This window comes from Ruegeria sp. HKCCA5763, assembly GCF_013034545.1.
GTDB lineage: Bacteria > Pseudomonadota > Alphaproteobacteria > Rhodobacterales > Rhodobacteraceae > Ruegeria.
This window is the reverse complement of record NZ_WQGF01000002.1, coordinates 119,990-134,932: the sequence shown is the minus strand read 5'-3', so window position 1 is coordinate 134,932 and position 14,943 is coordinate 119,990. Positions and strand designations below refer to the sequence as shown.

Genomic DNA, 14,943 nt, shown 5'->3' with positions numbered 1-14,943 from the left:
TTTTTTTCGTATTTCACCTTAGACGGACCGTTCCAGAGATGATTGCCGTTGGCGACGTCAATACCGCGCGTGTGACACCATATCGCGATCCAGTACGTGAGGCATCATTGACTTGGTGTTCACGCTTGACAGGCCTTTATAAGATAGGCCCGGATCGATTTTTGGGGTGTAAGGAATTGTATTATAGAAAGCTGAAAATACTTCCAGTCAGCGTCACCGTTTCAACATAGGTAACAATGTTGAGGGGATTTGCCCTAAATGAGGAAAAAGGGTGGCCAAATTGTGTCCGGGATACTACGTATTTTCAAGTCTATGTAGCACTCTAGTTGGAGTGCGAATTTGTAAAAAGTGTTTCAAGGGTAGGGGTTAAACACATGGCACTGAAACGTAATGTGGCCGCGGTTGCCTTAGTTGGGGTGTTGGCTGGTAGCGCCGCCTCGGCGTTGAGTGTGACAGCTATTTCTCCTTCATGGCAGAACGTGAATCCAACGACTGGTATTACGGAAAGCAGTTCTGGTTCTACGATCTCGCTGCGTTGGGGCGGTGGCAGTAACCCAAGTGGTTATGATTTTACGCCGACGGGAACACCAATATTGAATCTTTCGCCGGACACAGCTTTTGACCTGGGACAGTTCACGCACCTCAACTTTCCGATTCCGGGGGACGTACTGAGTTCGGTCGATCTTGTCGTCGATCTTCAGATCGGCGGCGGACCTCTGGTGTCATCAACCTTTTCACTGACACATAATGAGACCTTGAATCGATCGGCAAATTGTCCTCAGGATCCAACACCTTGCAACGATGTTGTGACAATTGCCAACACACTTGGTTCTCAGAACTTCACCTTTGGTGGACAGAACTATGTGTTCTCGGTGCTTGGCTTTTCACAGGACGGTGGTAACACGATTTCCACTGGATTCAGTACGGTGGAAGAGGCGCAGAACTACGCAACGCTTTATGGTCAGTATACGATCGCGCCTGTTCCGCTGCCAGCAGCCGGGTGGCTGCTGCTTGGAGGTATTGGTGGGCTGTTCGCATACGGACGTCGCCAAAAGCGCAAAGCGGCTTAGGCAAGGTTTCTCCACCACGCGTTCATTCGTGCGGTGTAGACTTTTCGAATACAAAAAACCCGAGGTCATCGAACCTCGGGTTTTTCTATTTCCAAAGGTTGGAACGATTACTCTTCTGTCTCGTCCTCGCCTTGATCGGCGATCCAAGCCACGCTGACAACCTCTTCGCCCTTACCGGTGTTGAAGACCCGCACTCCGCCCGCGCTGCGGGATCTGAAGGAAATCCCATCCACCGGCACCCGGATCGACTGACCTTTGGACGTGGCCAGCATGATCTGGTCATCGATCTCGACCGGGAAGGACGCCACAAGCTCACCGCCGCGCATCGCCTTGTCCATGGCGGCGACGCCCATACCGCCGCGTCCGCGAACAGGATAGTCATGGCTGGAGCTCAGCTTGCCTGCGCCGCCAGTGGTGATGGTCAGGATCAGGTTCTCGGCTGCCGACATCTGAGCATAGCGTTCCTGCGTAATCGAGCCCGGCGCGGCTTCGTCTTCGTCCACCTCACCGTCATCGGCAATGCCAGCCACGGCGCGGCGCATCTTGAGGTAAGCTGCGCGTTCATCCGGGTCGGCCTCAAAGTGCCGGATCACAGACATCGACACAACGCGGTCGCCATTGGTAAGTTTGATGCCGCGCACACCGGTGGACTCACGTGAGTTGAAGACACGTACATCGGTGGTGCGGAAGCGGATTGCACGGCCTGAATTGGTGACCAGCATAACGTCTTCATCTTCCGAACAGATGCGGGCATTCACCAGTTCAACGCCCTCGGGCAGCTTCATGGCGATCTTGCCGTTGCGGCGGACATTGGTGAAATCCGACAGTCGGTTACGACGTACGTCACCCGCGCTGGTGGCGAAGACGATTTGGAGGTTTTCCCACTCTTCATCCGGCACATCCACAGGCATGATCGCGGCGATAGATACACCGGTAGGAATTGGCAGGATATTGACTATGGCTTTGCCTTTGCCGGTCCGGCTGGACTGCGGCAGACGCCAAGTCTTGAGTTTGTAGACCATGCCTTCGGTGGTGAAGAACAGCAGTTGGGTATGCGTGTTTGCCACGAAGAGGTTGGTGACGACATCCTCTTCCTTGGTCTGCATTCCCGACAGGCCTTTGCCGCCACGTTTCTGAGCACGGAAATCGGCCAGCGGTGTGCGCTTGATGTAACCGCCTGAGGTTACGGTCACGACCATATCCTCACGCTCAATCAAGTCCTCGTCTTCCATGTCGCCGGACCAGTCGACGATCTCGGTGCGGCGGTCGACAGCGAACTTTTCGCGGACGTCGCGCAGCTCATCACCGATGATCGACATGATGCGTTCGCGCGAGGAAAGAATATCCAGATATTCCTTGATCTTGGCTGCTAGTTCTTCCAGCTCGTCCGTGACCTCTTTGACACCCAACTGGGTCAAACGTTGCAGGCGCAGTTCCAGAATTGCGCGGGCTTGAACCTCGGTCAGGTTATAGGTGCCATCGTCGTTCATCTTGGACAGAGGATCGTCGATCAGACGAAGATAACCTTCGATCTCAGCAGCAGGCCAGCGGCGGGTCATCAGCTTTTCGCGCGCTTCGGCGGCGTCTGCCGAGGATCGGATCGTGGCGACTACCTCGTCCACGTTCGACACGGCCACGGCCAGACCACACAGAATGTGGCTACGCTCGCGCGCTTTGCGCAAGTCGTAGGCGGTCCGACGGGCAACAACATCCTCGCGGAAGTCGATGAAGGACGTCAGGAATCGGCGCAGGGTCAACTGCTCGGGTCGGCCGCCGTTCAGCGCCAGCATGTTGCAGCCAAAGGAAGTCTGCATCGGAGAGAACCGATAAAGCTGGTTCAGAACCACCTCGGGCGTGGCATCGCGCTTCAGTTCGACCACGACACGCACACCGTTGCGGTCGGATTCGTCCTGCACGTGGCTGACGCCTTCAATACGTTTCTCGCGCACCGCTTCGGCGATCTTTTCGATCATCGAGGCTTTGTTTACCTGATACGGGATCTCATCCACGACAATCGCATAGCGATCCTTGCGGATTTCTTCGACACGAGTCTTGGCGCGGATGATGACGCTGCCGCGACCTTCCAGATAGGCCTTGCGCGCACCAGATCGGCCCAGCATGACGCCACCCGTTGGGAAATCGGGGCCGGGGACGTATTCAATCAACTGCTCTGAGGTCAGGTCAGGATCGTCGATCAGGGCCAGCGTGGCGTTGACCACCTCCCCCAGATTGTGAGGCGGAATATTGGTCGCCATACCCACGGCGATACCACCGGCGCCGTTGACCAGCATGTTCGGGAAACGCGCGGGCAGAACGGTTGGCTCTTTGTCTTTGCCGTCGTAGTTGTCCTGAAAATCAACCGTCTCTTTTTCGATATCAGCCAGCAGTGCGGCAGCCGGTTTGTCCATCCGCACTTCGGTATAACGCATGGCCGCTGGGTTATCGCCGTCCATCGAACCAAAGTTGCCCTGACCGTCCAGCAAAGGCAGCGACATCGAGAAATCCTGCGCCATCCGCACCAGCGCGTCATAGATAGCTGAGTCCCCGTGCGGGTGGTACTTACCCATTACGTCGCCAACCGGGCGCGCAGACTTGCGGTAGGCTTTGTCATGGGTGTTCCCGGTTTCGTGCATCGCATACAGAATCCGGCGATGCACCGGCTTCAGGCCGTCACGCAAATCCGGGATCGCGCGGGATACGATGACCGACATGGCGTAGTCCAGATAGGATGTGCGCATTTCGGATTCGATGGAGACCGTCGGGCCGTCATACACTGGGCGCTCTGGCGGGGTTTCGTCCATGTTTTCAGGAATTTCTGGCGTATCGCTCACGTAAACTGCCCGATCTTTGGCTTGGGTCTATATCTTGTGGATGCACCTTATCAGACCCGGCACATAAGGTGCAAGCAAGCAGCGCATTGAGTGCGAAAAACCACGGTAACGTCCCGGTAACATATTGTTATCCAAGAATTAGAAGGTTTCTGTGCTAGCCTGAAGAGACCCTGCAACAAACCAGAGGTCCGCATGAACCCAAGCGAAACCGAATTGATGCTAAAGGGGTACGGTCTGACAACGGCGGAATTCTTCTACCATATGCCCGACTATATCCACGTACTAAACACGTTCATCTGGCAGGACTACGACCTGGCGCCGGATCATCCGAAACTGTTCGAATTCATCGATTTCTGGCAGCGAGAGATTGAAGGTCCGCTGCATTCGGTCAAATTCACCCACCGCAAGATGATTGCACCGGGTGAGTGGCGTAACATGGTTGGCGAGTTTCGCGTGAATTGAGTGGTCGGTAATGCCTGACTGACCATTGAATTACCCGTTTTCATTTAAGGCAAGTCGGGTAAGGTGACGGCCAATCTGTTGCTGCCACAGGAAAACAAACCATGACAAAAGCCTTTCTTTTTGCTGCGGCGCTTTGCCTAAGTGGTCCCGCTTGTGCCGAAGGCGTTCTGGACAAGATAAAGAAGGGTGCTGAAAACACCGCAGAAGCGATCGGTCGCGGCGCGGAAAGCGTCGGTGATACTGTCAACAAAGGCGCTGCGGTCGTCGATGAAACCATCGATTCCACGTCGGACTTGCTGTCCAACGAAGCAACGCCGGAAGAAACGCGTGCCAAGCTGGACGTGATGGCAGGAGAAATCCTTGATCAGTTGCTTGCCGAAAACCCCGAAGCGCAGTCACTCTATGACGTCAGCGCAGGTTATGCGGCCTTCGACTCGCGCAAGATTTCGGTGTTTCCGGTATCGGCAGGGTATGGGCGCGGTGTGGCCGTTTCAAAAGACACTGGTCAGCACACCTATATGAACATGGGCACGGGTGGTGTGGGCGCGGCCATCGGCATTGGCGGCTTTGAGACCAAGTTTGTGATCCTGTTCGAAAGCCGTTCAGATTTGGACAACTTCATTCTCCATGGCTATGACGCGACGGCTGAAACCGGCGCCATGTATGGAGAAGACAAAAAGGGCGAAACCGTGCGCTTTAGCGATGGGCGCTCTTTCTTTGTGCTCAGCAAAAAAGGATGGCGCGTATCGGCAGGTGCGTCCGGCACCAAGTTCTGGAAGTCGCCCGAATTGAACTGATCAACCCGAGCAGCTTGCGCCGCCAAGAACGCAAAACTTGGCGCAGTGGGGATGGTTAAGGTGAACATCCGCCTCGGCTTCGGCCAGGCTGTGCCCCATCTCGAATTCGGGCTCATAAGGCAGCAACGTGCAGGCCAGAACGGCAGGGCGATCCGCACCTTTGCGTTTGACCACCATGCGCGAATTGGCACACATCACCGCATTTGGGGATTTGTCCAGAATTCCCCAGCACGCCGTCGTAATTTCAGGCACTTCCACGGATTCGTCCATCTCGGGGAATAGAACGGTCTGAGCTGGATTGTTCGGGTCGATGTCAAAGTCATGCCGGGCGAAGAACGCAGCATAACCAGCGCGGCTTTCTGCATCCGTGTCTCCCCACACCGACCTGCCTGCGATCGCCATGTTGAAACCGTGATCGCGCAACCACTCCATCCCGGTAACGGTTTTGTCGAAACTGCCCTTGCCGCGCTCTTCATCATGCAGGTCGGGGCGGTAGTGATCGACTGAGATGCGCAGCGTAAGCTTGTCGTTGTATTTGCTCTGCAACTCCAACAATCCTTCTCGCATCTTGCGGCGCATCATCGGGGCCATCGCATTGGTCAGAATCAAGACCTCATACCCACGTTCCAGCGCGGCACGAGTCATCTCGATCATCTCGGGGTTCATGAAGGGTTCGCCGCCGGTAAAGCCGATCTCGCGCACGGGCCAATTGCGCTCGTCGATCTGGTCCAGATAATCACGGATTTCATCCGCGGTCAGATAGACCAAAGCATCATTGGTCGGGCTGCTGGCGATATAGCAGTTCACGCATTCGATGTTGCACAGCGTACCTGTGTTAAACCAAAGCGTGTCTGGCTGGGTCAGTGAAACTGTTGCGCGGGTCTGCCCGTCTGCTGTCACCAGTTTGTCTTGGAACTTGCCGATATTGGCAAGCTGAGGGGCATTGTCTTTCATTCCCGCGTCCGGCTTTTGCTGAAATCTTTGGTTCGAACTAGCGTGTTGTCGGGGATTTGGTAAGGGTGACGCGGCGGTTCTAACAGAGTTTTGATGATCTTTGAGTTTTCATTTTTGGTTGCGCTAACATTGGACATGCAAGTTGGGTCGGGTTAAGGACAGCTTATGGTTTCACGCGTCATCCCTGTTGATCCTTTTGATCTGATTATTTTCGGCGGCACTGGTGATCTGGCGCAGCGGAAAATTCTGCCTGCCCTGTATCGTAGGTTCTGTGCCGGGCAATGGCATGATGACACGAAAATCCTTGCAGCAGCCCGGGCGAACCATACTGCGGAAGAGTTTCGCGAGATGGTTGCCGATTCTTTGCGCCAACATGCGCCGAAGCGGGCGCAGGACAGCCGGGCGCTGATCGGGTTTCTGCAGCGGGTTGACTATGTGCCTCTGGATGCAATGACAGCAGAAGGCTGGGATGTTCTGGGCCAAAAGCTGTCATCGGACCGCATAAGGGCGTTCTACTTCTCGGTTGGTCCAAGTTTGTTCGGCCCGCTGGCCGAGCGGGTCAGGGCGCATAATCTGGCGACGGACGACACCCGCATCGTGGTGGAAAAACCGTTTGGCCATGATCTGGACAGTGCGCGGGCCCTGAATGCCACGCTGGCTGCGCATTTCGACGAGAGCCAGATTTACCGGATCGACCATTATCTGGGCAAGGAAACCGTGCAGAACCTGATGGCTGTGCGCTTTGGCAACATGCTGTTCGAACCCTTGTGGAACAGCCAATATGTCGACCACATTCAAATCACGGTTGCTGAAACCGTGGGGATTTCCGGGCGTGAGGAGTATTACGAGCGCGCAGGCGCAATGCGGGACATGGTGCAGAACCACCTGATGCAATTGCTCTGCCTGATCGCGATGGAACCTCCGGCCAAATTTGATCCCGACGCGGTGCGCGACGAGAAACTCAAGGTAATCCGGGCGCTTGACCAGGTAGAGCCGCATCACATTGTGCGCGGCCAGTTCGCTGCAGGGCCCGAGGGTCCGGGATACCGAGACTGCGTTGGCAATCCGCGTTCAACCACCGAAAGCTATGTGGCGTTGAAGGCCCACATCAGCAACTGGCGGTGGGCCGGGACGCCGTTCTATCTGCGCACGGGTAAGCGGTTGGTGGCGCGGTCTTCGGTGATCAATGTGATGTTCAAGGACGCGCCGCATTCGATCTTCGGGGAAGAAGCCGGACGGCACGCCAATGCATTGTCGATCCGTTTGCAACCCAATGAAGGGATCACCCTGAAGGTGACGATCAAGGAACCGGGGCCGGGTGGGATGCGTCTGGTCGATGTCCCACTGGACATGAGCTTTGCCGAAGCCTTGGGACCCGAAAATCAGGACCCGCCAGATGCTTACGAACGGTTGGTGATGGATGTGATCCGGGGCAACCAGACGCTGTTCATGCGCGGGGACGAGGTCGAGGCCGCCTGGGCCTGGACCGATCCAATCATCGCTGGCTGGCTGGCGCGCGGCGACGTGCCGAAACCTTATGACAGCGGCAGCACAGGGCCGGGCGACGCCGAGCTGCTGATGAAACGAGATGGTCGCCGTTGGCAAGGAATCAAGCCATGAATATTCAGGAATATGCAGACCGCGAAATGCTGGCCATCGACGTGGCAAATGCTTTGGCGGGCGATCTGGAGGCTGCATTGTTGCATCATGACACTGTTGCGCTGGCCGTTCCCGGTGGGACAACGCCGGGGCCAGTGTTTGACAGCCTTTGTGCAGCGGACGTGGCGTGGGACCGTGTGCGAGTTTTGCCAACAGATGAACGGTGTGTACCTGCCGATCACGAGCGTTCCAACGAGCGTCTGATTCGCGAAAGACTGCTGACGAACCGGGCGTCTGTTGCGCATTACATTCCGCTCTATGTACCCGGTGCGGAACCCGAGGCGGCGTTGCCCGAAATCGAATCTCTGATTGCGCCGGTGTTGCCGTTGTCGGTTCTGGTTCTTGGAATGGGTGATGACATGCATACGGCTTCGTTGTTTCCGGGTATGGAAGGGCTGGCTCAGGCATTGGGCAGTGATGCGCCTACATTAACCGTCGCGCGCACCGAGGTGCAGCCCGAGGCGCGCATTTCCCTGACCGCGCCGGTCCTGGATGGGGCATTGTCCAAGCACCTGATTATCTACGGTCAGACCAAGCGCGACGCGTTGGAAAAAGCCATGTCGCTGCCACCGGAAGACGCACCAATCGCCGCTGTGCTGAGCGGTATGACTGTCCATTGGTCGGAGTGAACACATGCAACTGGACGCTTTGAAGGCATTGGCAGACGCGGACCGCCGTATCTTGGACCTGTTTGAGGCGGACGCGAACAGGGCTGTGGAATTTTCAGCTTCGGCCGGGGATATGCATTTTGATTACTCCAAGACGCAGATCGACGAAAGCGTGCGCGCGGGGCTGATCCAACTGTGCGAAGACGCCGGTCTTGCGGCGCGGCGCGATGCGATGTTTGCGGGCGAAAAGATCAACGAAACTGAAGGGCGCGCGGTGCTGCACACGGCCTTGCGCAATCTGGACGGTGGGCCGGTCGACGTGGATGGTCGGGACGTCATGCCCGAGGTTCTGGACACGCTGCAACGGATGCGGGTTTTTGCCGAGGAAGTGCGCGGTGGTGCGATTGCGGGGGCAGGGGGCAGCTTTACCGATGTGGTCAATATCGGCATTGGTGGGTCGGATCTTGGTCCTGTCATGGCAACACATGCGCTGGCTCCGTATCATGATGGGCCGCGTCTGCACTATGTTTCGAACGTGGATGGCGCGCATATCGCTGACACGCTGCGTCAGTTGGATCCGACACGGACTTTGGTGATTGTCGCCTCGAAAACCTTCACGACCATTGAGACAATGACCAATGCGCGCACGGCCCGCGCCTGGATGTCCGAAGGCGGAGGCGATCCGTCCCGGCAGTTTGCCGCCGTATCCAGCGCATTGGACAAGACGCAGGCGTTTGGCATTCCCGAGGCGCATGTGTTCGGTTTCGCCGATTGGGTCGGTGGGCGCTATTCGGTCTGGGGGCCAGTGGGCCTGCCGGTCATGATCGCTGTTGGCTCAAACGCGTTTGACGCGTTTCTGCGTGGTGGGCAGGCGATGGATCTGCATTTCCGCTCGGCGGATTGGGCTGAGAACGTGCCCGTCATGCTGGCGCTGGTCGGTATCTGGCATCGTCAGGTTCTGGGCCATGCCAGCCGCGCCGTGCTGCCCTATGATCAGCGGCTATTGCGGCTGCCAGCCTATTTCCAACAGTTGGAAATGGAATCGAACGGCAAATCGGTGGCGATGGATGGTTCTTCCCTGACTGTTCCGTCGGGCCCTGTGGTCTGGGGGGAACCGGGCACGAACGGTCAGCACGCCTTCTACCAACTGATTCACCAGGGTACGGACGTTATCCCATGCGAATTCATGGTTGCGGCCGAAGGGCACGAACCCGAGCTGACCCATCATCACCGCTTGCTTTTGGCCAATTGTCTGGCGCAGTCCGAAGCCCTTATGCGCGGCCGGTCACTGGACGAAGCCCGAGACCGCATGGCGGCAAACGGGCTGACAAGTGCGGAACTGGAGCGGCAGGCGCGACATCGGGTTTTCCCCGGTAATCGTCCGTCCACCACTCTGATTTATCCCAAACTCACACCATTCGTACTGGGTCAGATCGTTGCCCTGTATGAGCACCGGGTGTTTGTCGAAGGTGTGCTGTTGGGTATCAACTCTTTCGATCAATGGGGGGTGGAGCTGGGTAAGGAGCTGGCCACGTCGCTTGGCCCCATCGTGGATGGTGAAGAAAGCGCCCAAGGCAAGGACGCATCCACCGCTGCGTTGGTCGCCTATGCGTTGAAACACCGGGATTAACGCCTCAAAACGCAGCCTGCTGCACTAGTGGGCTGCATTCTTTTATTGTCAGACAATTAAATGCTTGGCAGGGTTCCTTCCTAGGAAACGACTGGATTGACGCAATGGGGCACGCCCCTAGCTGTTAATGTCAGATGGATAAGGCAGGGGACATCGAAGACCCTGCCAACGACGGGAGGATGTCCATGCTGGGACAGATGATGACGCAGCCCCTGCTGATTTCGTCACTTATTGATCATGCGGAACGCTACCACGGCCAAACCGGGATAATCTCGGTCGAAACAGACGGTACGATTTCCGAGACCAACTGGTCCGAGATTGCGGTGAACGCCCGACGCCTGGCATCAGCGCTAACAAAACTGGGATTAGAGCCACAGGACAGGATCGGAACCCTGGCCTGGAACAACCGGCGGCATCTTGAGATTTACTATGCAACCTCCGGCGCCGGCTATGTCTGCCACACGGTCAATCCGCGCCTGTTCCCCGAGCAACTGACCTATATCATCAACCACGCTCAGGATCGTGTGCTGTTCTTTGATGCAACATTCATCCCGTTGGTTGCTGCGCTGCACGATGCGCTTACCGAAGTCAGGCACTTTGTCCTCATGGGCCCACGCAATGAAGAGGCAGCGTCACAGATCCCCGGTTTAGTGTTCTATGATGAACTGATCGAAACAGGAGATGCTGGCTTCACATGGCCTGATCTGGATGAAAACACGGCATCAAGCCTGTGTTATACCTCGGGCACGACGGGCAATCCCAAGGGCGTGCTGTATTCCCACAGGTCGACCCTGCTGCACAGCTTTGCGTCGAACACAAAGGATGTGATCGGTTATTCTGCGATGGACGTCGTCATGCCCGTCGTGCCGATGTTCCACGTCAACGCCTGGGGATCGCCCTATGCCTGTGCAATGTCGGGGTCGCGGATGGTCTTGCCGGGACAGGATTTGCACGGCGAGGCGCTGGTCAACCTGATCGACACCTATGGTGTGACCCTGGCCATGGGTGTGCCGACCATTTGGCAAGGTTTGCTGGCCCATGCCGCCAAGTGCGGGACCGAGTTGAAAAGCCTGGATCGAACTGTGATCGGGGGCGCGGCCTGTCCGCCTTCGATGATCGAAACCTTCCGCGAAACCTATGGGGTCGACACTGTGCATGCCTGGGGCATGAGCGAGATGAGCCCGCTGGGCACAACAAACTACCCTCTGGCCAAACATCTTGAGCTACCACTGGAAGAACAACATGCGATCCGCCTGAGTCAGGGCAGGCCGCCCTTTGGGGTCGAGCTGAAAATCGTCGATGATGATGGCAATGATCTGCCGCATGACGGCGAAACTCAGGGCGATCTGATGGTGCGGGGGCATTGGGTTCTAGACAGCTATTTTATGCTGCAAGATCAGCAGCTTCTTCAGGATGGCTGGTTTGCCACCGGCGACGTCGCCACGCTGGACCCGGATGGCTATATGACCATCCGCGACAGATCCAAAGACATTATCAAATCCGGCGGAGAGTGGATCAGCTCCGTTGAGCTTGAGAATATCGCAGTCGCGCATCCCAAGCTTGCAACCGCCGCCGTGGTGGGCGTACCGCACCCGAAATGGGACGAAAGGCCGCTGCTGGTTGCTGTAAAGGCTGAAGGGGCAGACCCAAGCGAAGACGAATTGCTGAGCTTCTTCGATGGAAAGATCGCCAAGTGGCAAATCCCGGACAAGGTGGTCTTTGTCGATGCACTGCCGCTGAACGCAACCGGGAAAGTCCTGAAACGCAACCTGCGCGCGGATTTCGAAGACGCCCTGACGGGTTAACTTCAGTTAAGGGAGAAGATGGCTCCGGCGGTAGGGATCGAACCTACGACCAATTGATTAACAGTTAATTGGTCTTAAGTGGCCTAGTGAGATAACGCTATATAAACAAAGACGCTTGCGTGCATTCGTCTTACTAACTACGCTTATAATACGCTGTTTGCGAACCACAGTCGAACCGAAGTCTAAGATCCGAGGACGAAAATGATCGCAGAAGTTGTCGAGCTGCCTAAACGCAGCAAGCCCCGCTCAAGCACCCGGCGCGAGCGGCTGACCGAACCAAAGCTCCGGGCAATGAAACCACCGACCAAAGGTGAGCGCATTGTTTGGGACTTCGATGTGCCCGGGCTGGGTGTTCGGCTGACTTCCAAAGGCTCGAAGGCGTATGTTGTCAAACGCTGGAACCCTGAGAAGCGACAGAGCGTCAAGGTATCGCTCGGCCCTGTAGGCAGCATTTCAATCGCAGTAGCAAGGGCCAAAGCTCGGGAGCTGCTCGAAAGCAAACACGACGACCTCAACACCGCCCGCAAAATAAATGACGCTGACAACCTCACCGTCCGCGCTGCTTTTGATGCGATGCTGGCTGACAAGCAGGGCATTCGCTCGGTCGATGCGTATCAGTATTTCTGGAACAACTATGTCGAGCCGACCGGGCTGGGGTCGCTGCGGCTAAAGTCTGTTGGAGTTGTCGAGATTGAAACACTGGTGATGGAACCTTTGCTCCAAGCTGGCAAAACCACCACATCCGACCGAGTGCGTGCCATTCTCTCAATGACCTGGCGTCGCGCAATGAAGCGCGGGCAGGTCGTTGGTAATCCCGTCTCTGCTATTCCGTTGAAAGCAACCGAGACCCGCAAGCGCACACTCAACCCGAGTGAACTACGAGCATTCGTCGATGCACTGGACGAGGGCGTTGTCAATTCAGTCTGGTGCGACTTGTTTCGCCTTCTCCTGGCAACCGGGCAGCGCAAGGGCGCGACAATGGCAATGCGATGGACTGACCTGGACCTAGATGCAGGTCGCTGGACTATCCCTTCAGCCCAGAGCAAGAACAAGCGCGACACGACTATCACGCTAAGCAAGAGCGCCCTGGATGTGCTCGCTCGTCGTCGCATACAAGACCCAGGCGCGACCTGGGTATTCCCGTCGAACCGCAACCCTGCAAAACACATATCCGCACCGGAGAAGGCGTGGCGCAAGTTGTGCGCTACTGCTTGCATCGATGGCGCCACACCGCACGACATTCGGCGCACCGTGGGCACCAAGGCCGGTAGGGCGGGGCTGAGTGCCCACCAGATTGCCGCATTGCTCGGACACCAGAGCATCCAGAGCGCCAAAGCTTATGTTCACCTCGAAGGGGCGAGTCAGGAGAGCGCAGAAGTAGCCGACTTGTTGGGAGATATGCAGTGAAGGTCGCTGCCCCTATCCAGCCGTCTAAGCTTCCAGACCTGGTGATAGAAGAACCAACCGGGCCGAGCGGCCTGCCTTATCTGCGCACCGGCTACGCCCAAGGTAAAGCGGAGATGCTCGCATCAATGGCCGAGCATTTCTATCGGGATCGAGTGGCTGCAGGGCAAAGCATCAAGGCAAGCCGCATCGCTGCTGGTTTGGATGCTGGTGCGGTTGTCGCGGCAAGGCCCGACCTGTTCACCCCAGCCCAAGTCGCACGCGCAGCTCAGAATGGTGGCTCGGCTATCTCCGCCCATACGCTGAAAGTGCGGATGGCGCGACGCTCTGAGCGAGAGAAGCAGACTGCTGTAACAAATCACGACCTGTCGGCAGGGCTGACACCCGAGCATTTCATTTTCGGATGAGCTAACGCTTTGTAAAAAATTACCGATTTACGCACCCTCCCGCGCACGCATTTTTCTGTTTTGCTGGTCTCCAGGCTAACTAATCGGAGACGAAAATGATGAATAAGAAGGAAAAAGCCGAGCGCATCCGAAACAAGCAGAACGGCGCAAAAGGGGCTGCGAATGTCGCGCCTCTTGTTATGCGACCACCACTGAAGGTCAGCAACGACGAGCTCGCAGCCTATGCGAAAGTGCAAGCTGAGATGGTTGTCAGCGGTCGCTCTGGGGCAAATGGTGGACGCACACTGGACGAGCTGGTTGTCCTGCCCGGTGAGGCGTTGATTACTCGGTCGGAGCTGGCCCGGCTCTGGGGCACGACTGTTGGCACGCTCTCAAAATGGGCTTCTGAGGGTAAAGGGCCGCGCTACCTCACTAGCGGGGCAAACGGCTGGGTTAGATATCAGATGAACGATGTACGGGCCTACACCGACGAGTTGACGGTGGAGGCCAGCTGACACAACCGCACGCGGCTGGTGCTGAAGCCGGTCGCAGAAACGAGCGGGGGTCAGAGTAAAGCCCTAACCCCCAACTAAAACGCACTTGGTTCGCCAAAACCAGACCGCCTCACACAGGAGATATGGTAGGCGGATCGGGTGCACGACACAAGAGGTTGTGCAAATGAATATCCAAAACCCCAAACCCGTTTCTTTTAAGTCCCTGTGGGACGCTGGCTATACCAACTTAATACCCGTGTCGCGGGTTGGCGGTTGCATCCAACCTGGCAGCTCGCTTCAACCCGAGGGAATGGGCAAAGCGCCCGCGAAACTGACCAGGCAGAACACCTGGGTCGGTATGGGCGGCTGGCAGAACCACCAGGCAACCCAAGAAGACATTGCAGCCTGGGACACCTGGCAGGCCAACATCGGGATGCAGATGGGCGCTCAGACAGTCGCCCTGGATGTCGACATTCTCGACGAGGCGCTAGCAAAACAGGCAAAGGATATTGTGCTATCTAGAAAGCTGGCGCAGCGTTCGTCGTCTTTAGGGCGTAGCCCGCCGCGCCGCTGAGGGCACTTGGTGTTACCAGTATTGCGGCGAGCCGTTCGAAATGGAACGCAAAGTGCACGAAACCCGATGCCGCAAGACCAGCCTCTGTCGCACTATGGCGTATTACGACCGCTGGAAAGTCTGTCACGAGCAAGTTTATCAGAATGCCCAGGCAGGCTACGACCGGACAGAAGCCCAGCTCGGCCCCGACCTCCCTTGGACTATTGAGGCACGCAAGACCCTCGAGTGGGCCACATCGCGCCGAGGCTTTGGAACGCGCTCTGACGCGA

Annotated in this window: 13 protein-coding genes; 11 read left to right on the top strand and 2 right to left on the bottom strand. The window is 56.9% G+C overall.

Going from position 1 to position 14,943, the window contains the following annotated elements; translation table 11 throughout:
* The first annotated feature begins 374 nt into the window (after positions 1 to 374).
* Entirely contained in the window at positions 375 to 1,070 is a 696-nt protein-coding gene (locus GOV89_RS05035; RefSeq protein ID WP_171180031.1) for a THxN family PEP-CTERM protein, read from the top strand.
* 107 nt (positions 1,071 to 1,177) lie between these two features.
* On the opposite strand, the gene gyrA is transcribed toward GOV89_RS05035, so the two are convergent.
* Complete coding sequence (gyrA, locus tag GOV89_RS05030; protein ID WP_171237665.1) at positions 1,178 to 3,901, bottom strand: DNA gyrase subunit A; 2,724 nt, start codon at positions 3,899 to 3,901, stop codon at positions 1,178 to 1,180.
* Positions 3,902 to 4,093: 192 nt separating this feature from the next.
* On the opposite strand from gyrA, the gene GOV89_RS05025 reads away from it, so the two are divergent.
* Positions 4,094 to 4,363: an usg protein gene (locus tag GOV89_RS05025; protein ID WP_171180035.1), complete on the top strand. Its 270-nt coding sequence runs from the start codon at positions 4,094 to 4,096 to the stop codon at positions 4,361 to 4,363.
* A 101-nt stretch (positions 4,364 to 4,464) separates the two neighbouring features.
* Entirely contained in the window at positions 4,465 to 5,160 is a 696-nt protein-coding gene (locus tag GOV89_RS05020; protein ID WP_171237664.1) for a hypothetical protein, read from the top strand.
* Here GOV89_RS05020 and GOV89_RS05015 read toward each other — a convergent pair whose 3' ends face one another.
* A complete protein-coding gene (locus GOV89_RS05015; protein WP_171180039.1) occupies positions 5,161 to 6,114 on the bottom strand; it encodes a radical SAM protein in 954 nt (317 codons plus the stop codon).
* 165 nt (positions 6,115 to 6,279) lie between these two features.
* On the opposite strand from GOV89_RS05015, the gene zwf reads away from it, so the two are divergent.
* From zwf to GOV89_RS04975, 8 genes are all read left to right on the top strand, one after another.
* A complete protein-coding gene (zwf, locus tag GOV89_RS05010) occupies positions 6,280 to 7,734 on the top strand; it encodes a glucose-6-phosphate dehydrogenase (RefSeq protein WP_171237663.1) in 1,455 nt (484 codons plus the stop codon).
* Entirely contained in the window at positions 7,731 to 8,402 is a 672-nt protein-coding gene (gene pgl, locus GOV89_RS05005; protein ID WP_171234357.1) for a 6-phosphogluconolactonase, read from the top strand. Before zwf ends, pgl begins: the two co-directional genes overlap by 4 nt.
* Before the next feature lie 4 nt (positions 8,403 to 8,406).
* The gene (pgi, locus tag GOV89_RS05000; protein WP_171237662.1) at positions 8,407 to 10,011 is read left to right on the top strand and encodes a glucose-6-phosphate isomerase; all 1,605 of its coding nucleotides are present in this window, start codon (positions 8,407 to 8,409) and stop codon (positions 10,009 to 10,011) included.
* Between the two features lie 185 nt (positions 10,012 to 10,196).
* Positions 10,197 to 11,816: a long-chain-fatty-acid--CoA ligase gene (locus GOV89_RS04995; RefSeq protein ID WP_171237661.1), complete on the top strand. Its 1,620-nt coding sequence runs from the start codon at positions 10,197 to 10,199 to the stop codon at positions 11,814 to 11,816.
* A 201-nt stretch (positions 11,817 to 12,017) separates the two neighbouring features.
* Positions 12,018 to 13,223: a site-specific integrase gene (locus tag GOV89_RS04990; protein ID WP_171237660.1), complete on the top strand. Its 1,206-nt coding sequence runs from the start codon at positions 12,018 to 12,020 to the stop codon at positions 13,221 to 13,223.
* Positions 13,220 to 13,627, top strand: a complete 408-nt coding sequence (locus tag GOV89_RS04985) for a hypothetical protein (RefSeq protein WP_171237659.1) — start codon at positions 13,220 to 13,222, stop codon at positions 13,625 to 13,627. The genes GOV89_RS04990 and GOV89_RS04985 overlap by 4 nt, the downstream gene beginning before the upstream one ends.
* Positions 13,628 to 13,722: 95 nt before the next feature.
* Positions 13,723 to 14,121, top strand: coding sequence for a hypothetical protein (locus GOV89_RS22675; RefSeq protein ID WP_217352139.1), 399 nt, complete (start codon positions 13,723 to 13,725; stop codon positions 14,119 to 14,121).
* A 163-nt stretch (positions 14,122 to 14,284) separates the two neighbouring features.
* A complete protein-coding gene (locus tag GOV89_RS04975) occupies positions 14,285 to 14,674 on the top strand; it encodes a hypothetical protein (RefSeq protein ID WP_171237658.1) in 390 nt (129 codons plus the stop codon).
* Positions 14,675 to 14,943 lie beyond the last annotated feature (269 nt).